Here is a 21,283-nt window from a genome sequence, read left to right as displayed (position 1 = left end):
TCACTTACCGAAACGGTGAGCCGAAAGCGAGGTTCAGCAAAATGGCAACGACTATTCAAGTGACAGACTTAAAACAGGGTTACGGCAAAACCACGGTCCTCTCAGACATCAACTTAACGGTGACGGCGGGCGAAATCTTGGCTTTGATTGGGCCAAGTGGGGCTGGGAAAACCACCTTGGTCAGCACCATCATGGGCATGCTCCGTCCCAAGTCAGGCACGGTGCGGGTGCTCGATACGCCCGTACCTAATCGCGCGCTACTGGCCAAAATCGGCTACATGGCGCAAACCGATGCCTTATACACGACGTTGACGGCGCGGGAAAACTTGCATTTTTTTGGCACGATGATGGGCGTCCCGCGAGCGCAACAGGATCAGCAGATGGCCCATGCGGCGACGGTCGTCAGTCTTGATCACGACCTCGATCAGGCCGTCGCTGATTACTCTGGTGGCATGAAGCGGCGCTTATCCCTGGCGATTGCATTGCTGGCTGATCCACCGCTGCTGATTTTGGATGAGCCAACGGTCGGCATTGATCCCGAGCTGCGGCAGCAGATTTGGCAGGAATTACACCGACTGGCTGATGCGGGCAAAACTATTTTGCTGACCACCCATGTGATGGAAGATGCCGAAGAGGCTGACGAACTGATGATGATTAGAGGCGGGGTCGCTATCGCCCAAGGCACGCCGGCCAAGCTGTTAGCTGAGTACCAGGTGCCGACTATCGAAGAGGTATTCTTAAAAGCAGGGAGGGTCCAGGATGCGCACACGCGGAATGATTAAACGCGTCATGACCGAAATGCTCCGCGATAAGCGGACCTTGGCCTTGATGTTTGTGGCGCCACTGTTGATTTTGACGTTGATTTACTTTTTGTTTCAATCCAGTGGCAATACCACGGCCACGCTGGCGGTTAAAAATGTGGACTTCACTTTGCAGACCGCGCTGAAAAACGATAATCTAAACCTAAAGGCCACGACCAGTGATGATTCCGCCAAGCGGATTATTCGGCAGCACGACTATGCCGGGATGCTGGTTCAAAGCGGCGACAAGTTGACGTTGACGCTGGCCAATGATGACCCCACCAAAGCGACAATTATCAAGTCCAGCCTGCAGGCGGCTCAAATCAAGCTGAAGACCAAGGCTGCTGGGGCTGCGTTGCAGGCGCAGGCTAAGGCCATTAAACAGATGTCGACTGCGCTGGCGGCGGCCACCAAGGCGGCCGGAATCACCGCACCGCCGGCGCAAACCGGCACCGCGCAGGCTGCTGGGAACACCTCGTATCAAACTAAGACCCATTATTTGTATGGCGACAAGGATTCCACTTTTTTTGCTACGTTGTTGCCTATTTTGATGAGTTTTATCGTGTTCTTCTTTGTTTTCTTGATTTCTGGGATTGCGCTGCTCCGTGAGCGCACCACTGGCACCTTGTATCGGCTGCTGGCGACGCCGGTGCGGCGCGGGGAAATCATTACCGGCTATCTGACCGGGTATGGCCTGTTTGCCGTGATTCAAACCCTGCTGATTGTGGTGTTCACGATGTACGCCTTCAAGATTCAAATCCTCGGCTCGATTTGGCTGGTGATTTTGATCAATTTGCTGCTGGCGATGCTGGCACTGACCATGGGCCTGTTCATCTCGACCTTTGCCGGCAGTGAGTTCCAGATGGTGCAGTTCATTCCAGTGGTGGTCATTCCTCAGATTTTCTTCTCCGGAATCATTCCCGTGGCCACGATGCCAGGTTGGCTGCAAGCCATCGCCCACATCATGCCGCTGTATTACGGCGCCGGCGCGATGAGCCAAGTGGTGGAAAAAGGCGCTGGCCTAAGTGCGATTTGGCTGGATTTGCTCATCATGTTGGCTTTTGCCGCGGTGTTCCTGCTACTGAATGTGCAAACGATGAAGAAGTATCGGCAAGTGTAAAGAAAGGAGCGCAACATGGCCGTTCATAACGTTGATAAACTGTTCGAAGCCAGTCTCGCCAAAAGTGAGTTGTCAGCCAAGCAAAAGGCGGTGTTGCGTGCCAGTTTAGACTTATTCGCCACCCAAGGCTTCGACCGCACCAGCACCCGCGATATCGCGCAGGCGGCGGGCGTGTCAGAAGGGACCGTGTATAAACGGTTCAAAACCAAAGACGCTATTTTGCAAGCGCTGCTGGCGCCATTCGTGGATGAAATCATTCCACAAATCGCCGGCGAATTCGTCGACACCACGATGACCAAAGTGCCGGCCCGGTTTGAAACCTTACTGCGAACGATTCTGATGGACCGCATCAGCTTTGCCATGGACAACTACCGGGTGGCCAAAATCATTGTCAGTGAAGTGCTGCAGCGGCCAGATCTGGCCCACCAAGTCACCGACCGGTTAAAGCAGTTGTTCGCCGAGCGCTTTGTCCCAGTGATTGAACATTACCAACAGGCCGGCCAGTTGGTGGCTTGGCCGCCGCTGGAAATTATCAGCATGATTGCCGGCACGTTGCTGAGTCAAGGCGTGATGGCCTTTATTACCGCTCAACCGCAGCCAGATGTGCCGGTGATGGTTGATCAATGCGTTCAGTTTTTGATGAAAGGCCTCTCGCCCCAACCATTAGAAAAATAAAATTATCGAACCTGACACAAATATTTGTTTTTGTGTCGGGTTTTTATAGTTTAATCATTTCTGTCTAAAAATAAGCAGTTTTTGAGAGTATATTCACAAGCTTTTAATCGTATTTTGCCAACACCCTCACCAAAACTCTCGGCTTTGTCAGCTAAAATCAATGCTAATTACTTATTGGTTACTGATGCGAGAATTTGGGGGAATTGGAATGGCTGATAGCAAGAAACAATTGCGCTGGTATAATGTGGCGTTAATCGCTTTCGTCGCCGTATGGGGCCTAGGCAATGTTGTCAACAACTATGCGCAGCAAGGTTTATCTGTAATCACCTCTTGGGTGCTCATCATGCTGCTGTACTTCGTGCCTTATGCCTTGATCGTGGGCCAGCTCGGCTCTGCGTTCAAAGATGAAAACGGCGGTGTCTCATCCTGGATCAAGCGCACCTCCACCAAGCGGCTGGCGTACTATGCCGCGTGGACTTACTGGGTAGTGCATGTGCCTTACTTAGCCCAGAAGCCGCAGGGGATTTTGATTTCTCTCAGCTGGCTCTTTAAAGGCAACGGGAACTTCGTCAAAGAGGTGAATTCCGTCACGGTGTCCTTGATTTGTCTGGCCTTATTCTTGGCCTTTCTGTGGCTGTCTTCCCGCGGGTTGGCCACCCTGAACCGGATTGGTTCGGTGGCCGGCACGGCAATGTTCATCATGTCGATTCTGTTCATTATTTTGGCGGTCTCAGCGCCCTTTATGACTAAAGGCGCTACCATTGCGACCCCGCACATGGATCGCCTCAGCACGTACCTGCCGAACTTTAACTTGAATTATTTCACGACCCTGTCGATGTTGGTGTTTGCCGTTGGCGGCGCGGAAAAAATCTCGCCTTACGTCAATAACACCAAAAACGCCGCTAAAGAATTCCCAATGGGCATGTTAGTGCTCGCTGGGATGGTGGCCTTGTGCGCGATTTTAGGCAGCTTTGGGATGGGGATGCTGTTTAACTCCAGCCACATTCCTCAAGATTTGATGGCTAACGGTGCCTACTTGGCCTTTGCCAAACTGGGCGGTTACTACCATGTCGGCAATGTCTTCGTGATTTTGTACGCCTTGGCCCAAGCCATGGCTCAGATTTCCGCCCTGGCTTTTTCCATTGATGCGCCACTGAAGATTTTGCTCGGCGATGCCGATCCTGAATTCGTGCCGCAAGGGTTGCGGAAGCTCAACGCCAAAGGCACGCCGATCAAGGGGTACTGGATGACTGGGATTTTGGTCAGCCTGTTGATTGTGGTGCCGAGCCTCGGGATTGGTAACATGAACATGTTGTACAACTGGTTGTTGAACCTGAACTCGGTGGTGATGCCGCTGCGGTATCTTTGGGTGTTCCTAGCTTACATCATGCTCAACAAGCATCTGGAGCAATTCCAGTCCGAGTATGAATTCGTCAAAAATCGTAAGGTCGGCATGGTGATTGGCGGCTGGTGCTTCTTCTTCACCGCCTTTGCCTGTGTGATGGGGATGCTGCCGAAGATCTCGTACAGCGCCGATCCAAGCACTTGGTGGTTCCAAATGGCTCTGAACATCATCACGCCACTGATTTTCCTGGCGTTAGGCTTGATTTTACCGATGATTGCCCGGCGTCAACACACCGCCCTGAACTAAACCTAGGAATCGAAAATGCCATCCGCTGGGATGGCATTTTTTGTGACTAGAGATAGGGCTGATAATCGGCATCGAGCCGCTGATGCAGCACAGCTTTTTGCGCTTCGGTGCAAAAAGCGGCGGCGACGGCATCGTGATTGAACTGCAGCAAATCAGCAATGGTGACGCCGAAATTCTGAGCGAACAGCCAATATTCGCGGGTTAACGTCGTGTTAGACACGGTGCGGTTATCGGTGTTGATGGTGATCTTGGCGCCAGCTGCGCGCAAGGCCTGATAGGGAAAATCCGCCAGGCTGGTGGCAGCGCGAGTTTGCAGATTAGAGGTTAGGCATAATTCCGCCGTGGCGCCGCGGTCCACAAAGGCCTGAATGACTTTGGGTTCATGGGTGAGGGCAGTGGCGTGACCAATGCGCTGGAGGCCGAGCTGCAGGGCCAGGTAAATATTTTCGGCGCAGTGGCATTCTCCGGCATGCAGCGTCAAGGGAATCCCGAGGCGCTGGGCTTTTTGAATGCTGGTTTGCAGCACCGCCGGCGGAAAGTCGGCTTCATTGCCGGCAAAATCGCCACCCACTAGCCCGTGGCCGAGCAGTGGGGCGGCCTGCTTGAACATCGCGTCATTGCTGGCTGCGGGAAACTGCCGCATCCCGCACACCAAGGCGCGGGCAATGATGTCGAATTGGGTCATGCCGCGATGTAAGCCATCGATCACGGCCTCAATCGTGTCTGCGGCGGATAAGCCTTCATCCATCGACAGAATCGGCGCGAAGCGCACTTCAATGTACCGGACGTTTTCGGCAGCGGCTTGGGCCACGACATCATAGGCGGCCATGCTCAAGGCTTCTTTGGTTTGGAGCAGCGGCCGGATGAAATCGAAAGGCTTGAGATAGTCCATCAGGTCGGTGGCATCAGGCGGCGCGGTGACGAGCTTCCGCAACGCCTCATCGCTGTCTGGCAGGGTTAAGTTGATGCGGGCAGCGAGCTTTCTGATCATTTCCAAACTCAATGAACCATCCAAGTGGCAATGTAATTCAACTTTGCCTAACTGGTGCAGTGTCTGTTCATCCATGCGCATCGCTCCTTTAGTCTTCTGCTTTGAGTGTAGCACATCGATTCGCTTTGGACCGGGAAAGCGCTACATATTCTGGTACAATGAAGACAGAACATATAGAAAGCTGGGATTGTAATGCGGATGGTGGACTTAATTGCCAAAAAGCGTGACGGGGGCACTTTAACCAAGCAGGAAATTGATTGGCTGATTACGGCCTATGTCAAGCAGGAGGTGCCGGATTATCAAATGAGCGCCTTTTTGATGGCGACCTACTTCCAAGGCATGACCGATGAGGAACAGGCAGCGCTGGCCTTTGCGATGCTCAATTCCGGCGACCGCCTGGATCTCAGCGAGATTCCTGGTATTAAAGTCGACAAGCACAGTACCGGTGGCGTAGGCGATAAAATCAGCATTCCCTTGACGCCACTGGTGGCTTGCTTAGGCGTGCCCGTACCAATGATTTCAGGCCGGGGCTTGGGCCACACTGGCGGTACCTTGGACAAGTTGGAAAGTATTCCTGGGTTTAATGTCAACTTAAGCGAAGCCGCTTTTCGCGCCCAAGTCAAAAGCATTAAGCAGGCGATTGTGTCGGCCAGCGGCGATTTGGCGCCGGCGGATCGCCGCATTTACGCTTTGCGGGATGTCACTGCCACGGTGGAATCAATTCCGCTGATTGCCAGCTCGATTATGAGCAAAAAAATTGCTAGCGGCACCAATGCCTTGGTTTTTGATGTTAAAGTCGGCAACGGCGCCTTCATGAAGACGCCTGATCAGGCCGAGAAACTAGCGCACGCCTTGGTGGCGATTGCCAAACAGGCCGGGGTGAAGGCCGTGGCGCTTTTGACCAACATGAATCAACCGCTTGGCGTCACCATTGGCAATAGCTTGGAAATTGCCGAATCCATTGCCATTTTGAAAGACCGCGGACCCAAAGATGTGCGGACGCTGACTATCACCGAAGCCGCCCATATGCTGGTGCTGGGCGGCAAAGCCCCAGATCTCGAAACTGCCATTGGCATGGCTGAAGATGCGTTGCGTGACGGCCGGGCCTTGGCCGCGTTCAAACAACTGATTGCGGCGCAAGGCGGCGATCCGAGCGTGGTAGACAACCCGCAGTTGCTGCCGCAAGCCGAATACAAAATTCCGGTCACTGCGACTGCCGCGGGGTATGTCACAGCGATTGACACCAATGCCCTTGGTCTAGCTGTGATGCAGCTTGGCGGCGGCCGGGCCAAAAAGGATGATGCTTTAGATCTGGCCGTGGGGCTGGTGCTGCATAAGAAAGTGGGCACCCCAGTGGCTGAAGGGGAAACGCTGGCGATGATTCACGCCAGTCAGCCAACCGTGGCGGCGGTGGCCAAGCAGGTCCAAGCGGCGTTCACCATTGGCGAGCAGGTGCCAGCTAAGCAGCCGCTGATTCAGAAAATCTTGCCTCAAAACTAGTTTTCACTAAGAAATCTTTGCTAAAACCAGATTTAGCAAAGGTTTCTTTTCAGTTCCGGTGCCCGCCGTGCCCTAGCCTGGCGCTATACTATAATTAGTGTGAAAACGATTGCGCTAATTATTGGAGTCAAGGAGGGGTTTAAGCATGCTTGCAGGTTTAACCGTGCTCGACCTTGCCCGCTTTCAATTTGCCATGACCACAGTGTTTCATTTCTTCTTCGTGCCGTTTTCCATCGGCATGGCGCTGTTAACTGCCATTATGGAGACACTGTATGTCCGCAAAAAGCAGGCAGTCTATTTAAAAATGGCCAAGTTCTGGGGCCGGATTTTTCTTTTGAGTTTTGCTGTTGGGGTGGTCACCGGGATCATCCAAGAATTTCAGTTTGGGATGAACTGGTCGAATTATTCGCGGTTCATGGGCGATATCTTCGGGGCGCCGCTGGCGATCGAAGCGCTGCTGGCGTTCTTCATGGAATCTACCTTCATCGGCCTGTGGATGTTTACTTGGGACCGGTTCAAACCAGCGGCCCATGCGGCGCTGATTTGGTTCGTCTGGCTCGGCACGACGCTGAGTGCGATTTGGATTTTAAGTGCGAACTCGTTCATGCAGCATCCCACTGGGTTTGCCATCAATCCGGCCACGGGGCGGGTGAAACTGGTGGACTTTGGTGCGGTGATCTTGAATCCGCAGCTGTGGGTCGAATTTCCACATGTCATTTTTGGCGCCTTCACCACGGCGAGCTTTGCGGTGGTCGGGATGGCGGCCTGGCAACTGCTGAAAAAGCGTGACGTTGACTTTTTCCAAAAGTCGCTGCGCGTGGGCTTAATTGTCGGCTTGGTGTCCGTTGTGGGCGCGATTGGCGTGGGCGACACCCAGACGCAATTCATCATCAAGGACCAACCGATGAAGTTTGCCGCCACCGAAGGCATTTACAAGGATACCGGCGACCCGGCGGCTTGGACCTTGGTGGAATTGATTGATACCAAAAAGCATACGGTTAAAGGTAATATCGAAATTCCGTATTTGCTGAGTTTGCTGTCTTACCATAAAGCAAACGGCAGCGTGAAAGGCATGGACACCGTCAATGCTGAGCTGCAGAAAAAATACGGCAAGGATAAGGATTACTATGTGCCAGTCAAGACCCTGTTCTGGTCATTTCGGGTGATGGCTGGCGGTGGGGTGCTGCTGGCACTGCTCGCCGTGCTGGGGCTGTGGTTCTCCCGCAAGAAGAAGGACACTTTGCTCAATCAACGTTGGTTGCTTTATCTACTAGGGTTGGCGCTGTGGTTGCCATTCATTATCAATACGGCGGGCTGGTTCATTACCGAACTGGGTCGCTATCCATGGGTTGTCTATGGCCTCTACACCATTGCCGACGCTGTGTCGCCAACGACGACAGTGCCGCAGCTACTCATCACCAACATCGTTTACTTCCTGTTATTCACGATGCTGGGTGGGGTCATGATTTACTACTGCCGCCGAGTCTTGAAGCAAGGACCAGATGGACCACTGGATACGGATTACGGTACCAGCGATCCCTTTGCAAAGGAGGCGTTTGCTAAATGACAGCCTTGCAATTGTTATGGTTTTTACTGCTCGCCGTGCTGTTTATCGGCTTCTTCTTCCTTGACGGCTTCGACTTTGGGGTGGGGATGGCCACGCGGCTGTTGGCCCATGACGAAGCTGAACGCACCCAACTGGTCAGCACCATCGGCCCGCATTGGGATGGCAATGAAGTGTGGCTGATTACAGCAGGGGGGGCGATGTTTGCCTCTTATCCACTGTGGTACGCCAGCCTATTTTCTGGTTTCTATCTCTTGTTTTTCATTGTGCTGGTTGGCTTAATCATTCGCGGGGTGGCTTTCGAATTCGCCGCCCATGCGGAAACCGCGCGTGGCCGCAGCATCTGGCGGTGGGCCCTGTTCTTTGGCAGCATCATCCCGCCGTTTTTCCTCGGCATGATTTTCACCGCGATTATTCAGCCGCTCCCTATCGACCAGGCGGGCAATGTATTTGCGACCTTTGGCAACCAGGTCAACTTGCTGACGCTTGTTGGTGGGGTGGCCGTGGTGCTGATGTGCCTGATGCATGGCCTCAACTTTATCCGCCTGAAAACCGAAGGCCCATTGCGCCAACGCGCGCGGGCGCTGAACGCCAAACTGGCTTGGGTCCTTTATGCCGGTGAAGTGGTGTTTGCGGCGCTGGTCTTCTTTATGACCGATTTCTTTAAAGCGCGGCCGGTGTCTACCACTTTGATTGTGATCTTGATTGTGGTTGCCGCTGTCGCAGCGCATTACGGTGCTGTGAAGGACCGCGAACTGCTGTCCTTTATCAGCAGTGGCGCTGGGTTGGCCTTGGTCGTGGCATTGATTTTCAATGGCTTATTCCCGCGGGTGATGATTGGGGCTAATCCGGCCCATTCCATCTTGATTCAGGATGCTTCGGCGAGTCCGTTGACGCTGACCATTATGACTGTTGTGACCTGCATTTTGTTGCCGATTGCACTGGGCTACTTCATTTGGAGCTATGTCGTGTTCCACAAGCGCGTGGCGGCCAAGTAAACCTGAACGAATGATATTTTTAAGGAGGCACGCATGATCGATAAACGATTGTTGCAGCTGCCTGGAATCCGAAAAATTATGCTGATGCTTGCCGCGCTTACGCTGGGGCAGGCATTTGTTATTTTAGGCCAAGGGCATTTTCTTGCAGCAGGGATTGTTCACGCTTGGCATTTGCTCCCCATGGCGGGACTGGTGCCTTATATCCTAGGTTTTGGGCTGGCTTATGCTGGGCGCCAAGCCATTACTTGGGGGCGCAGCGCCTTAGCGGAGCATTATGCGCGGCGCGCGGCCAGTGCCCTACAAACCCGGCTGTTGGCCCAGGTGTACGCGCTGGGGCCGCAGGCAGTGGCGCAGGAAGGCACCGGCAATTTGGTGACCATGGCGCTGGACGGCGTGAGTGAAACGCAAAATTATATTGAACTGATTTTGAATAAAGTACTCAGCATGATGATCATTCCCTGGGTGTTAGTGGGGTACATCTTCATGCAGCAGCACCTCGCCGGCATTGCGCTGCTTATTATGTTTCCTGTCATTATTTTGTTCATGGTGATTCTGGGCATGGCAGCGCGAGATGAATCCGAACGCCAGTATGCCGGGTTTCAGCGTATGAGCAATCACTTCATTGACTCGCTCCGGGGACTGAAGACCTTGCAGTTGATGGGCATTAGCAAACAATACGCCCAAAATGTCTACACCGTCTCGGAAGATTACCGCAAGCAAACCATGAAGGTGCTGCGGATTGCGATGCTGTCGAGCTTTGCGATGGACTTTTTTGCCACCCTGTCGATCGCGGTGATTGCGGTGTTCATGGGCATTGACTTGCTGAACGGTAAGCTGAGCTTGTACCCGGCGCTGGTGGCGTTGATTTTGGCGCCAGAGTATTTCATGCCGATTCGCGAATTTGGCAGTGACTATCACGCCACTTTGAATGGGAAAAACGCGCTGACTGCGATTTGGCAATTGCTGGCGCTGCCGGTACCGCAACCAGCTACGCATCAACCAGAATTGGCCGGCCCGCTGACATTAACCGCCAGCGACCTGACTTTTCAGTACCCGGACCGCGCCGATGGCATCAAGCAGGCCAGCTTTACCTTGCATGAAGGCCAGAAGGTGGCGATTATTGGGGCGAGTGGTTCCGGCAAGTCAACCTTGCTGAACCTGATTGGTGGCTTCTTACAGCCCGAAGGTGAGTCCTTTACGCTGAATGGTACGAGACTTGCTCATTTGGCTCAGCCAGCGTGGCAGGAGCATCTGTCCTACATTCCACAAAATCCTTATTTGTTTGCCAACACGATTGCAGCGAACATTCGCTTTTATCAACCTGAAGCCAGCGCTGCGGCAGTGCGACAAGCGGCAAGCGAAGCCGGCCTCAGCGATTGGCTAGGGACGCTGCCTGAGGGGTTAGCGACTCGCATTGGTGAAGGCGGCCGCGGTGTTTCAGGCGGTCAGGCCCAGCGTATCGCCTTAGCGCGCACGCTGCTGGCCAAGGAGCGGCGCATTTGGCTGTTTGATGAACCCACGGCGCATTTGGATATTGAAACTGAATCTGAGCTCAAAGCAACGATGCTGCCGCTGTTTGAAGGCCGGCTGGTGATTTTTGCCACCCACCGGCTGCACTGGCTCAATCAGATGGACTGGGTCATCGTGCTCGCTCAGGGCCAAATCGTGGCCCAAGGCGCGCCGGCGGAGCTAGCGGCCCATTCCGCCGCTTACCAGGCCTTGGTGGCGCAGATGAAGGGGGAAGCACATGTTCAAGCATGATCACTGGGTGAAACCCGATTTGAAACGATATCGGTGGCTTTTGTTTTGGTCGCTGACGTTGGGGATTTTAACGTTTGTCTGCGCCGGGGCGTTGATGTTTACTTCCGGTTACTTAATTGACTTTTCCGCGCGGCAGCCGCTGTTTGCGGCGATTTACGTGCCAGTGGTGCTGACGCGGGCGTTTGGGATTGGCCGCCCGGTGTTTCAATATCTGGAGCGCCTCACCAGCCATAACTGGGTGCTGCGCGTGACCAGTCACATGCGGCGCAAGCTGTATCAGGTGCTGGAAACCGATGCCGCTTTTTGGCAAGAACACCGGCGCACTGGCGACTTGCTGAGTTTGCTGGCGGATGATATTGGTCACATTCAGAATTTATACTTACGCGCGATTTTTCCCACCGTGGTGGCTGGCGGGTTGAGCCTGCTCATCACGGTGGGACTGGGAATTTTCGACTGGGGCTTTGCACTGTGGATTTTGCTACTTTTGTTAGTGCAGCTGATTCTGATTCCTTGGTGGGGTCTGCTGGTGGAGAAAAAGCGTAAGCAACGCCAAAAAGCTTTGACCCAGCAGGCGTATGGCGATTTGACTGATGCGACCTTGGGCCTCAGTGATTGGACGATTACCCATCATGAGCAGGCCTTTCTCCAGCAGGCCACGCAGGCGGCCACGGCGTTAGCGGCGTCGACCCATACTAGCCGCAAGTTCCAATGGTTGCGCGATTTCTGCGGTGATCTGGCCTTTGGTCTGATTCCAGCGGCGCTGCTGTGGTGGTCCGCAGCTCGGTTCGGCGGCGGTCAAATGGCGGCCAATTGGATCGGCAGCTTTGCACTGGTGATGTTCCCGTTAGCGATGGCCTTTTCAAACGTGGCCCAGGGCGTAGGCGAATGGCCCACCTACCAAGGCGCGCTGCAACACTTGAATGATCTGACGCCCAGTGAGCGCCCGTTGCCGGCACAATTAGCCGCACCAACGCAAGTGCAGGCGTTAACGTTGTCTGACGTGCATTTTCGCTACAATGACGCGGCGCCGGAACTGATCAGCGGCGTTGATTTAACGATGAAGCGGGGCGAGAAAATCGCACTGCTTGGGCCCAGTGGGATGGGCAAAACGACCTTGCTTCAGTTGGTGTTAGGGGATTTGACCGCCACCAGTGGTCAAGTGCTGCTGGATGGCCAGTCGGTGTTGCAATATCAAAGCGTGCGGCCGCAATTGTTTGCTGTGCTGGATCAAAGTCCATTTTTGTTTAATACTTCAGTGGCCAACAACGTGCGGTTAGGGAACGAAACTGCAAGCGATGATGAGGTCTGGGCCGCACTGAAAGCCGTCCAGCTCGATCAGTTGGTGGCCAGCTTGCCGCAAGGCGCGGACACCCCAGTCGAAGAGGCGGGGTTTGCCTTCTCCGGCGGGCAGCGGCAGCGCTTGGCGCTGGCGCGAATTTTACTGCAGGATGCGCCAATCGTGCTGCTCGATGAGCCGACGGTGGGGCTTGATCCCATTACGGAACAGGCGCTGGTGGCCACGATGTTTGCGGTGCTGAAGGACAAAACAGTCCTCTGGGTGACCCATCACTTGCAAGGCGTTGACCGCTGTGATCAGGTGCTGTTTCTTGAAGCCGGCCACCTGACGCTGCAAGGCCGTCCGCAAGACCTGCTGGCAACCAGTGCGCGGTATCGCCATTTGTATGCCTTAGATGCTGGGGAGATTTAATGGTACACTAAGCGCAATTGAATTTGAGGGGGCATCAGCAATGCAAATTGAGCAAACCGCGCAGCTTAGCTCAGGCCAAAGGACGGCGGCCCAGACGCTGTTGGCGGCGGTGCAGGCGGCAGATGGCAGCGCCAGGGATCCTTATCTGAGTAATCAGTTCAACGTCGACTTAACCATGCCGGCGTTTTTCTTGGCTTATGTGGATTCAGGCTTAGTGGGGCTGGTGACACTTTACGCCGATGAGGCACCAGGTGGCTTAGTGGATGTGACCCTTAACGTGCATCCAAACTGGCGCCGGCGCGGCATTGCTAGCCAGTTGTGGCAGGCAGCAGCGGCGGTACTGAGGCAAGCCGGCTACGACCAGGTTGAATTCATGACCGAGCAAGGTTTTTTGGCTAAGGCCCCAGCGTTTGCTGCCCATAATCAGCTGCAACGCGAGGCCGAGTTTGAATATCAGTTAGTCGCGCCGGCGCAGCAACCAGCAACGCCGGATCCTGCCATCACGGTGGCCAAGCTGCAACCGGCCGAAATTTCGGCCCTGCTGCCTGCGTATTGTGAGGCCTTTCCCGAGGTCGATGAAGCTGAGGCGCGGCGCTACCTTGAGGCAAATCTGAGCTCAACGCACAACGCGCCTTATGTGGGTCACTATCAGGGCCAGATTATCGGCTACTGTGGGGTCGATTACGGCGCTTATGATTATTTGTTCGGGCTGTTTATCGCGGCGCGTTTTCGCGGCCAAGGTCTGGGCCAGCGCTTTTTGGCCCAGCTGATGGTGACTTTGGCGCACACCCGCAGAAGGGCCTTGAAATTAGGGGTTGAGAACACTAATCCGGCAGCCTTACATGTCTATCAAAAAGCCGGGTTTCAAATTGAAACCACGGTCTACTATTTGACGCCGCAAACCGGTAGCCGCTGGGGCCTCTAGAGGATTTGAGCGGACAAAAAAGCCAGCCGACCACCATTAAAGGCTGGCCGGCTGGCTTCTTTCCGCTTAAGGTCCGGGATTATTGCCGCCGGGTGAGGAGGGCCTGGGTTAAATTCATCAGGTCGCCCCGCGCCTGACCGGCCGGAAACGCCTGCAGCGCTGCCAGGGCCTTTTCGGTATAGCGCGCCGCCAGGTGTTGGGCTTGCGGCAGGCCCAGCTGACGAATCTGCGCCGCCGCTTCGGCTCTAGCGGCTGAATCGGTTTGGGCGGCCAAGAGCAACGGCTGCAGCTCAGGCGCCTGGGCCAAGGCGTACAAGACGGGCAACGTATAGATGCCGTTTTGCAAGTCTTCGAGGCCCGGTTTGCCGGCAGTCGTGGTGTAATCCAGTAAGTCATCGGTCATTTGAAAAGCCATGCCCACTGCATGGCCGTAGCGCGCCGCGGCCTGGCATTCGGCCGCGGAGGCTCCGCTCAGCGTGGCGCCTTGCCAGGCCGCTAGCTCAAATAACGCTGCGGTTTTACCACTGATTTGCCGCAGGTATTGGTGAATCGTGATCGGCTGGTCGCGGCGCACGGCATTTTGATCCAGTTCCCCGAGCAAAAGCCGGCGCATCACGCGCGCGTTGCGACCGACATTAGCCACGTCTGGCGCGGCTTCGGCCAGGAGCTGAAAATACACGGCAAACAGGTAGTCACCGGCGTATATCGCCGCTTGGTTGCCAGATTCTTGCGATATGGTGGTTTGCCCGCGGCGGCGGTCGGCGTGATCCAGCACGTCATCGTGAATCAGCGTGGCCAGATGCAGCGTTTCAATCGCGGCGCCGGCTGCGACTAGCGATGGATTGTCAAGGTCATGAAAACGCGCTAGCATGAACATGAGGCCGCTGCGGAGCATTTTACCGCCGGCATTGATTTGGGCCTGCACCCGGGCGTTGACGGCAGGCACGCGCAACTGGCTGGCGGTTTTAAGCCGCGCCTGCACGGCCGTGAGCTTTGGATAGATTTCCGGGTAACGCAGCCAAGCGGCTTTGACCATGATGGGCCTCCATTGAAATGATTATAATTTAACTTTAGCTAAAAAAAGCGGTGGGGGCAAGTCAAGTCGCCCTCAAAAAGGAGTGTTTCATGCGACCAGCGGTATTTTTTGAACTCGTGGAACTGAAGGCTAAGACGGCCTCGGTGTTTCCGTTTTTGCTTGGGACCTTGTATGCTTGGTATCATTATCATGTGCTCCATCTGCCCGAGCTGATCATTTTTTTCATTGCGATGCTGCTGTTTAACATGGCGGTGGATGCCAATGACAATTATCAGGACTACCGGCGGGCCACGAAAACCCAAGCCTTGGCCTTTCGAGAAAAAACGAATATCATTGGCAGAGAGCACCTCAATCCCCGCACCATTGGCTGGCTGATTGCCTTCATGATGACGGTCAGCGCCATTTTAGGGCTATGGATGGTAAGTCGCACGGGTTGGCCGCTTTTGTGGCTGGGGTTGTTTAGCTTTGCTGTAGGTTTCGGCTATGCCGGCGGACCACGGCCCATTTCGACCACGCCATTCGGGGAGTTTTTCAGCGGCTTTACCATGGGCTTTGTGATTACCTTGATTGCTGTGTATGTGAATGCCTTTAGTCAAGCCCCACTATCGGCGTTTGCTTGGCCGGTGTTTCTGGCTTCCGGGCTGGCGCAAGCCGCGATTGCTGCGCTTCTTTTGGCTAACAACATCGCCGATGAGGCCGAGGACAAGGCGCTGGGCCGGCGCACCATTGTGTACTACTTGGGCCGCCAAAAGAGCTTGTTGCTCTTTAAGGCGTTGTATACCGCTGGCTATATCTTACTGTTGCTGGCGGTGGCGGCGCAGGCCTTGCCAAAATTGGCGCTGCTGGCGATTTTAACGGCGCCAGTGGTCATCAAAAACGTGCGCGGGTTTGAAGCCAATCCCGACAAGCAAAAAACGTTCAAATTAGCCGTGAAAAACTTGCTGCTGACCACCCTGGCACTGGTCGTGGCGGTAGGCCTAGGCGTGTGGACCCATATTTAAACGGGCGGTAGCCCCTGAGGAGGAATTGCCATGTTGCGTCACCAAAATATCTCGATTCGCCATTTTGCTAAAAAAGATCTGACGGCCTTTGCCGACTGGGTGCGGCCGCAGCTGAGCAAGTCCGGGTTGAACATGGCGGTCATCACCGACACCCATGATCGCACGGCTTTTTCGCGCACCTTTTACGGCCCGAATGGATACTGGCATGTGCAAGAGCAGCACTGGCTGGCCGGGGAGCTGCCGATTGACTGGCGGATTCACTTGGGCGATTTGGTGGATGGCTCGGAGCCGTCGTTTCTGACCTTATGGCGGCTGCGCAATATCGTGGCGGACTACGAAGCCGACAGCCTGCCTTATGTGATTGCCAAAGGGAACCACGACGACAATGACAAATACGCCGAACGTAACCGGCGCTTTGCCGGCAGCTTCCACCCCTGGGTCTTCAACGAAACTGTGCTGCGGCCGATGGGTTTGCAAGTGGGCGGCCCGACCATTAGCCGCCACGGCTTGTCGTATTTTGACTGGGCCAATGTCCGTGTCATTGTCATGAATACCTCTGATGTGCCGGTGCGCTGGATCAGTGGCCGTAAGAACTACGATTTGAAAAAAACGCTGGCAATGACTGCTGGCCAGATTCAAGAACTGATTGATGCCTTGCAAACCGCTGGCAGTCGCGATGTCTTGATCATGAGCCACGCCCCAGTGATGACGCGCAGCGGCAAACCAGGCTTGCGTTACAACGGCAAGCAAGTGCATGAAGTGCTGCGGGCCTTTAATGCCAAGTTGGCTGGACAGGTGCAATTTGGCGAGCACGGCGATTTCGGCGGGCAGGCGACGTTTGATTTTACGCAGACAAATGGCACGATCATTGCTGCCGTGGCCGGGCATTGGCACACGGAAGAGGACTTTCGTATCAACGGTATCCATTACAGTCTGCTCAACTGCAGTGCCTTGATGGGCCGCCTGCACGGATTGACGACGAATTATAACCGCAAATGGAACCGACTGATCAACACACCGAGTGAATACAGTGGGTATGTGGTGGCAGTGGAGCCGCAAAGTCGGCGCCTGAAACTCTTTGGTTACGGGGCCGCCAGCCCGCTGCGCCAATTTGAATATTAGTCATTCAGTTGAACAACTCAATTAAATAAATAACGAGTAAGCGCTTGCACAAAATAGCGACCCGTGCTATATTATAGGTGGAGTTAAGGGAGGTTCTCGGAAGATCCATCCACAAGAGACCGGCTCATTAACTGAGAGGTTGTCCAACACCGAGCAGTGAAGAGTCCAGGTACAGTATGTACTGTGCCACCCAGTGTTTTAAGAATTACCCGAACCTTACCAACAAAATCAGCAGCACAATGGAGGTGTGAGTCTAATAACAAGACTCAGTAATCCAAGCGGCATGACAGCGTGATTAGGGTGCATATCGGTTGATTGAATAACAACGAACAACGCCAAGTTATCTGGCCGCACCAAAGTTCCTCTCGCCGTCAGATCGTACAAGTGAATATAGATATAGAGGTGTCGCAGTATCAGAGTTAAGCAAGATGAACGAAACCAAGACACCGAGAACAGCCTCAACTCCTAAGGGCTTCGAATCGTGATTAGTGCAAGATCCGATTTGAAGCCTATTTGTGTGTCTTCTAGGGGTCAAGAGACGGGATCAGCGCACTTCATGGTATAATAACCCTAATGATTTCGCGCGCCCTGGTTTTGGGCAGCAAAGCGTGTATAATAAGCATTGTTAGGTAAGCCTAAAAACAGGAGGCATTCCAATGGCAACAGAAGACGATTTTGAAGTAGAGTCGATGCATTACAACCGCTTGTTGCTCGCGGTTGATGATGATGATGATGAATCATCACGCAAAGCGTTCAACTACGCGTCAACCTTAGCCAAGATCTACAACATCCCGCTTGGCATCGTTTCGGTGCTTGAAACCGGGGACTTAAATATCTATCAATCGCTGTCACCTGATTTACTGAGCGAACGGCGCGGTCAAATGGCCGCTCATCTCAATACGTACGTGGAGAAGGCCAAGGCTTTTGGCGCGCAAAACGTGCAACCGTTGATTGGGGAAGGCAAGCCCGCCGGCGTGATTTTGGATGAAATTGTACCGGCGTTCAAGCCAGATCTGATTATTTTGGGTTCGCATGAACGGCGCGGGCGTTCACGGCTCGGCCATGTCGCTGGTGAAATTGCGCGGGAAGCCGACGCGTCAGTGATTATTGTTCGGTAAAGATGCTGGATGCAAAAACGAGGCGGCGCTTGCTGCCTCGTTTTTGCGTGAGGAGAAATGATGGCAAACTTGATTCAAATCGGGCATGTGATTGCGCGCATCAGTCGCTTCACCGTGACGGTGCAACTGGGCCAGCAGGTGGTGAACGCTCATCTCAGCAATACTGGCCGCAATAAGGAGCTGCTGCGCGTCGGGACCCCAATCAGTATTCGCCGCGCGGCCAACCCGGCACGAAAAACCCCGTATGATATCTTGGCGGTGCGCCGCGATGGCCGCTGGATCAATATTGATAGCTTGGCGCCTAACCGGGTGGTGCGGCGTGCCTTAATGGCCGGTCAGTTAAAGCTGCCAGGGTGTCCGCTGCCTTACGCCGTGCATCCTGAAACCAAATATCGCGATTCCCGCCTAGATTTTGCCGGCCAGGCGCAAAACGGCCAACCTTGGTTTGTCGAAGTCAAAGGGGTCACTTTGGCCAATGGCACCCTGGCCGCCTTTCCGGATGCGCCGACTGCCCGCGGCTTGAAACATGTCCATACGTTGACCCATGCGGCCCAAGCCGGTTACCGCGCGTACTTAGTGTTCGTCGTGCAAATGCCTGGGATCAACCGCATGACGATTTATCGCGAGCGGTTTCCAGAGCTAGCGCCTGCCGTCACGGCAGCCAAAGCAGCCGGGGTCAAAGTGCTGGCTTACCGCTGTGTCACTGGGCCTGGCCAAATCAACCTTGGGGCGCGGATTCATTTTGATGAAAACCTGCCGTTTCAAGAAGTCCGCAACTGATGCCAAGAGGCTGAGACAAAATGCGTTTAGCCCAGAGTATAAGCCAAACGGCCTGTAAATCCCGAACTTAGGCTTTGCAGGCCGCTTGGCTTAGACGGCTAGGGCGTTGCGTTTTGGCTCGTACTGTTCTGGAATAGTTGTGCGCGCGTTACCATTTCTAAACTGTCTTAGCCCCTTCGCTTACCGATGATCAGGTAGGGTTAGCCCGAGCAGCAGGCCAATTGCGCCCACCCCGGCAAAGGTCAGGAAAGTGGTGGTGAAGGCTGTGAGCGCGCTCCCAGTCGCCAGCTGAACTTGGGTGAGGATTAAGGTCGCAATCGCCACGCCGCTGGAGCCAAGCAGCTGGCGCACAGTTGTGACCGCAGCCGTGCCGTCTGAAATCAACGCATTTGGCAAAGCATTGGCCCCAGCCGTGGTCGCCGGCATCATCACAAAGGCATTCCCAGCTTCGGTTAACATCGCACCGAAGATTGCGACAGGCAGTGGCATCTGCCCAACCAGCAAGCCTAGCAGCAAAAAGCCAACGATAATGAGACTCATGCCAATTACAATCGTCCGCCGCGGGCCAATTTGATCCAGTAGCTGCCCTGCCCGTGGATTAAGCACACTGAGTAGTAGCGCCGCCGGGACCAAAGCGAGGCCAGAGATTAATGGCGACACTTTCAGCACTTGCTGGAAATATAGGGGCATCACAATGGTCGTGACAATCAAGGCAATGTAGGAAATACCGGTCATTAACACGGCTTTTGTAAACAGCGGCGTGGCAAACACGCGCAGCTGCAGCAGTGGTTTGGCGGCGTGCAGCTGCCGGTGAATGAACCAAACCGCGGCTGCTGCCGCCAGGACCAAAATCAGCCAGAGCAGTGCGCTCATTCCGCTGTGCGTCGCCTCAGTGAGCACATAGAGCAAAGCTGGGAAACTTGCGGCTAGCCCGACTGAAAGCCAATCCAGTGGCGTTAACCGTTGCGGCATGACATCATGGACGGTGAAACTGGCGGCGGCTAGTACCAACAGCGAGACAATCAAAAATAAAGTAAAGAGCGCCCGCCACGGGAACCAGGTCAACAGCACGCCAGAAATGATGGGTCCGACTGCCAGCGCCGAGCCCATCACCAGCCCGGCGATGCCCATTGTGTGCCCGCGACTGGCGCGCGGTGTGATCGTCAGGAGGACGGTTTGATAACTGGGAAAAATAATGCCAACGGCGACGGCCTCCAAGAGCCGGCCCACCATGAGCAGGGCAAAACTAGGCGCCCAAATACATAACGCCGTGCCCAGTGCGAAAATCACAATGACCGCCTGAAAGAGCCGGTTGAACGGCACGTTGTTCAAAAGCCAAGGCGAAACGGGAATCATCAAGCTCATCATCAGCATGAACCCGGTGGTGAGCCAAGCCACCGTGCTAGCGCTTAAGTTAAAGCTGCGCATAAACGCTGGATAAGCGGTACTTAACGAAGATTGGGAAATCGACATGGCAAAGGTGCCGGTGAGTAACGTTGCAATAAAAGCGGCGTGCGAATGTTGGGGAGTAGATTGAACCGATTGAGCCATGAGTGACTTCCTTTCAGTCAGGGAGTTAGGGTACCCTAACAACGGTTCAATTATAATCATACTAAACTGAGATGCAAGGGGATGCGCTAGGCCTGCGGTTTGGTCGGTCAATCTTTTCCATTCAGAACTAACCCCAAACGGTTGCGTGGCCGGTGCCACAGCCTGGGCCATTCGGTTGTACTCAATTCATTAGCACGGTATAATTGGACTAATGAGTATGTACGGAAAGGGTGTTGGATTTGGCAAAAAAACAACCATCACGCGCAAAAAAATGGGCTTGGCGCGTGCTCCTCACGCTAGGGCTACTTTTGGGGTTGGCGATGGTCTTCAATGAACAAATCAAGTTGTTTATTGTCGATTACATGAGTCGCTCCACGCTCAACGGCGTCAACAAAAAGTCAGTGGCCAAAAACAACAATAAGAAGGCCAACTACGATTTTGGCGCCGTGGATGACCTTGATCTCGGCGCCGTGGGCAATGCCGCGATGAATACCAAAGATGCCATTGGGATGATCGCGATTCCTAAGGTGTCGCTGTATTTGCCAATTATGAAGGGCCTCTCCAACAATAACCTGTCGGTGGGTGCTGCGACCATGACGGCGGATCAGAAAATGGGCGAAGGCAATTACGCCTTGGCTGGGCATGACACTTCGAGTAAAGGCGTGCTCTTTTCCCCGCTGGGTTACGTCAAAAAAGGCGACAGTGTCTATCTGACCGATATGACCAAGGTTTACCGTTATAAAGTCACGGATAAACGCAACATTGACCAGTATGAGGTGCAGTGGGTCGATCCGGTTAAAGGCCAAAAGCTCATTACGCTGATTACCTGTGAAGTGATGACCAAAACCCGGGCCGATCGAATTATGGTGCGTGGCGAACTCGTTAGCGTCCACAAAGCCACCAAGGCCAAGCTCAAAGTGTTTAAAGCGAATTAGGCATTCAGCCGGCGGCGTCCGGCTTTTTTCTTTGGGTAAGGCTTGCG

The 21,283-nt window shown here is 54.3% G+C and carries 18 protein-coding genes; 15 read left to right on the top strand and 3 right to left on the bottom strand.

Annotated features, from left to right (window positions below):
- Window positions 1–41: 41 nt before the first annotated feature.
- The 4 genes from ccmA to EKM90_RS04635 all read left to right on the top strand — a co-directional run bounded on the left by ccmA (window position 42) and on the right by EKM90_RS04635 (window position 4,246).
- Window positions 42–782 (top strand): heme ABC exporter ATP-binding protein CcmA, encoded by a 741-nt coding sequence (ccmA, locus tag EKM90_RS04650; RefSeq protein ID WP_125580157.1) that lies wholly within the window; start codon window positions 42–44, stop codon window positions 780–782.
- Window positions 760–1,920, top strand: a complete 1,161-nt coding sequence (locus tag EKM90_RS04645) for an ABC transporter permease (protein WP_125580155.1) — start codon at window positions 760–762, stop codon at window positions 1,918–1,920. Before ccmA ends, EKM90_RS04645 begins: the two co-directional genes overlap by 23 nt.
- 15 nt (window positions 1,921–1,935) lie before the next feature.
- Complete coding sequence (locus tag EKM90_RS04640; RefSeq protein ID WP_125580153.1) at window positions 1,936–2,595, top strand: TetR/AcrR family transcriptional regulator; 660 nt, start codon at window positions 1,936–1,938, stop codon at window positions 2,593–2,595.
- 208 nt (window positions 2,596–2,803) lie between these two features.
- Window positions 2,804–4,246 carry an amino acid permease gene (locus tag EKM90_RS04635; protein WP_125580151.1) on the top strand — a complete coding sequence of 481 codons (1,443 nt, stop codon included), beginning with the start codon at window positions 2,804–2,806 and terminating at the stop codon, window positions 4,244–4,246.
- A gap of 46 nt (window positions 4,247–4,292) precedes the next feature.
- On the opposite strand, the gene add is transcribed toward EKM90_RS04635, so the two are convergent.
- Window positions 4,293–5,312 (bottom strand): adenosine deaminase, encoded by a 1,020-nt coding sequence (add, locus tag EKM90_RS04630; RefSeq protein ID WP_125580149.1) that lies wholly within the window; start codon window positions 5,310–5,312, stop codon window positions 4,293–4,295.
- A 117-nt stretch (window positions 5,313–5,429) separates the two neighbouring features.
- Between add and EKM90_RS04625 the strand changes: the two genes are divergently transcribed.
- From EKM90_RS04625 to EKM90_RS04600, 6 genes are all read left to right on the top strand, one after another.
- Entirely contained in the window at window positions 5,430–6,737 is a 1,308-nt protein-coding gene (locus tag EKM90_RS04625; protein WP_125580147.1) for a pyrimidine-nucleoside phosphorylase, read from the top strand.
- A 145-nt stretch (window positions 6,738–6,882) separates the two neighbouring features.
- Window positions 6,883–8,304, top strand: a complete 1,422-nt coding sequence (locus EKM90_RS04620) for a cytochrome ubiquinol oxidase subunit I (RefSeq protein ID WP_125580145.1) — start codon at window positions 6,883–6,885, stop codon at window positions 8,302–8,304.
- The gene (cydB, locus tag EKM90_RS04615) at window positions 8,301–9,299 is read left to right on the top strand and encodes a cytochrome d ubiquinol oxidase subunit II (RefSeq protein ID WP_125580143.1); all 999 of its coding nucleotides are present in this window, start codon (window positions 8,301–8,303) and stop codon (window positions 9,297–9,299) included. The genes EKM90_RS04620 and cydB overlap by 4 nt, the downstream gene beginning before the upstream one ends.
- Before the next feature lie 33 nt (window positions 9,300–9,332).
- Window positions 9,333–11,060 (top strand): thiol reductant ABC exporter subunit CydD, encoded by a 1,728-nt coding sequence (cydD, locus tag EKM90_RS04610; RefSeq protein ID WP_125580141.1) that lies wholly within the window; start codon window positions 9,333–9,335, stop codon window positions 11,058–11,060.
- Window positions 11,047–12,768, top strand: coding sequence for a thiol reductant ABC exporter subunit CydC (gene cydC / locus EKM90_RS04605; RefSeq protein WP_125580139.1), 1,722 nt, complete (start codon window positions 11,047–11,049; stop codon window positions 12,766–12,768). The genes cydD and cydC overlap by 14 nt, the downstream gene beginning before the upstream one ends.
- A gap of 40 nt (window positions 12,769–12,808) precedes the next feature.
- Complete coding sequence (locus EKM90_RS04600) at window positions 12,809–13,693, top strand: GNAT family N-acetyltransferase (protein WP_164507852.1); 885 nt, start codon at window positions 12,809–12,811, stop codon at window positions 13,691–13,693.
- A gap of 79 nt (window positions 13,694–13,772) precedes the next feature.
- On the opposite strand, the gene EKM90_RS04595 is transcribed toward EKM90_RS04600, so the two are convergent.
- Window positions 13,773–14,729, bottom strand: coding sequence for a polyprenyl synthetase family protein (locus EKM90_RS04595; RefSeq protein WP_125580131.1), 957 nt, complete (start codon window positions 14,727–14,729; stop codon window positions 13,773–13,775).
- Between the two features lie 89 nt (window positions 14,730–14,818).
- Between EKM90_RS04595 and EKM90_RS04590 the strand changes: the two genes are divergently transcribed.
- The 4 genes from EKM90_RS04590 to sfsA all read left to right on the top strand — a co-directional run bounded on the left by EKM90_RS04590 (window position 14,819) and on the right by sfsA (window position 18,750).
- On the top strand, window positions 14,819–15,730 hold the full coding sequence (locus EKM90_RS04590) for a 1,4-dihydroxy-2-naphthoate polyprenyltransferase (RefSeq protein ID WP_125580129.1): 912 nt from the start codon (window positions 14,819–14,821) through the stop codon (window positions 15,728–15,730).
- Between the two features lie 30 nt (window positions 15,731–15,760).
- Window positions 15,761–16,852 (top strand): metallophosphoesterase family protein, encoded by a 1,092-nt coding sequence (locus EKM90_RS04585; RefSeq protein ID WP_164507851.1) that lies wholly within the window; start codon window positions 15,761–15,763, stop codon window positions 16,850–16,852.
- A gap of 656 nt (window positions 16,853–17,508) precedes the next feature.
- Window positions 17,509–17,970, top strand: a complete 462-nt coding sequence (locus EKM90_RS04580; protein WP_125580127.1) for a universal stress protein — start codon at window positions 17,509–17,511, stop codon at window positions 17,968–17,970.
- A 57-nt stretch (window positions 17,971–18,027) separates the two neighbouring features.
- Window positions 18,028–18,750: a DNA/RNA nuclease SfsA gene (gene sfsA / locus EKM90_RS04575; RefSeq protein ID WP_125580125.1), complete on the top strand. Its 723-nt coding sequence runs from the start codon at window positions 18,028–18,030 to the stop codon at window positions 18,748–18,750.
- Between the two features lie 180 nt (window positions 18,751–18,930).
- On the opposite strand, the gene EKM90_RS04570 is transcribed toward sfsA, so the two are convergent.
- Window positions 18,931–20,301: an MFS transporter gene (locus EKM90_RS04570; RefSeq protein ID WP_125580122.1), complete on the bottom strand. Its 1,371-nt coding sequence runs from the start codon at window positions 20,299–20,301 to the stop codon at window positions 18,931–18,933.
- A gap of 239 nt (window positions 20,302–20,540) precedes the next feature.
- Here EKM90_RS04570 and EKM90_RS04565 point away from each other — a divergent pair, with 239 nt between their 5' ends.
- A complete protein-coding gene (locus EKM90_RS04565; protein ID WP_225422722.1) occupies window positions 20,541–21,236 on the top strand; it encodes a class A sortase in 696 nt (231 codons plus the stop codon).
- Window positions 21,237–21,283: the final 47 nt, after the last annotated feature.

Origin of the sequence: Lacticaseibacillus suibinensis (genome assembly GCF_003946175.1) — a bacterium.
GTDB classification, from domain to species: Bacteria; Bacillota; Bacilli; order Lactobacillales; family Lactobacillaceae; genus Lacticaseibacillus; species Lacticaseibacillus suibinensis.
Note: the sequence above shows the minus strand (reverse complement) of the source record. Positions and strands in the feature narration are given on the sequence as shown.

Excerpts from the sequence above, each read along its gene's own strand:
- ccmA (WP_125580157.1), top strand. The coding sequence starts at position 42 with ATGGCAACGACTATTCAAGTGACAGACTTAAAACAGGGTTACGGCAAA.
- EKM90_RS04645 (WP_125580155.1), top strand. The coding sequence starts at position 760 with ATGCGCACACGCGGAATGATTAAACGCGTCATGACCGAAATGCTCCGC.
- EKM90_RS04640 (WP_125580153.1), top strand. The coding sequence starts at position 1,936 with ATGGCCGTTCATAACGTTGATAAACTGTTCGAAGCCAGTCTCGCCAAA.
- EKM90_RS04635 (WP_125580151.1), top strand. The coding sequence starts at position 2,804 with ATGGCTGATAGCAAGAAACAATTGCGCTGGTATAATGTGGCGTTAATC.
- add (WP_125580149.1), bottom strand. The coding sequence starts at position 5,312 with ATGGATGAACAGACACTGCACCAGTTAGGCAAAGTTGAATTACATTGC.
- EKM90_RS04625 (WP_125580147.1), top strand. The coding sequence starts at position 5,430 with ATGCGGATGGTGGACTTAATTGCCAAAAAGCGTGACGGGGGCACTTTA.
- EKM90_RS04620 (WP_125580145.1), top strand. The coding sequence starts at position 6,883 with ATGCTTGCAGGTTTAACCGTGCTCGACCTTGCCCGCTTTCAATTTGCC.
- cydB (WP_125580143.1), top strand. The coding sequence starts at position 8,301 with ATGACAGCCTTGCAATTGTTATGGTTTTTACTGCTCGCCGTGCTGTTT.
- cydD (WP_125580141.1), top strand. The coding sequence starts at position 9,333 with ATGATCGATAAACGATTGTTGCAGCTGCCTGGAATCCGAAAAATTATG.
- cydC (WP_125580139.1), top strand. The coding sequence starts at position 11,047 with ATGTTCAAGCATGATCACTGGGTGAAACCCGATTTGAAACGATATCGG.
- EKM90_RS04600 (WP_164507852.1), top strand. The coding sequence starts at position 12,809 with ATGCAAATTGAGCAAACCGCGCAGCTTAGCTCAGGCCAAAGGACGGCG.
- EKM90_RS04595 (WP_125580131.1), bottom strand. The coding sequence starts at position 14,729 with ATGGTCAAAGCCGCTTGGCTGCGTTACCCGGAAATCTATCCAAAGCTC.
- EKM90_RS04590 (WP_125580129.1), top strand. The coding sequence starts at position 14,819 with ATGCGACCAGCGGTATTTTTTGAACTCGTGGAACTGAAGGCTAAGACG.
- EKM90_RS04585 (WP_164507851.1), top strand. The coding sequence starts at position 15,761 with ATGTTGCGTCACCAAAATATCTCGATTCGCCATTTTGCTAAAAAAGAT.
- EKM90_RS04580 (WP_125580127.1), top strand. The coding sequence starts at position 17,509 with ATGGCAACAGAAGACGATTTTGAAGTAGAGTCGATGCATTACAACCGC.
- sfsA (WP_125580125.1), top strand. The coding sequence starts at position 18,028 with ATGATGGCAAACTTGATTCAAATCGGGCATGTGATTGCGCGCATCAGT.
- EKM90_RS04570 (WP_125580122.1), bottom strand. The coding sequence starts at position 20,301 with ATGGCTCAATCGGTTCAATCTACTCCCCAACATTCGCACGCCGCTTTT.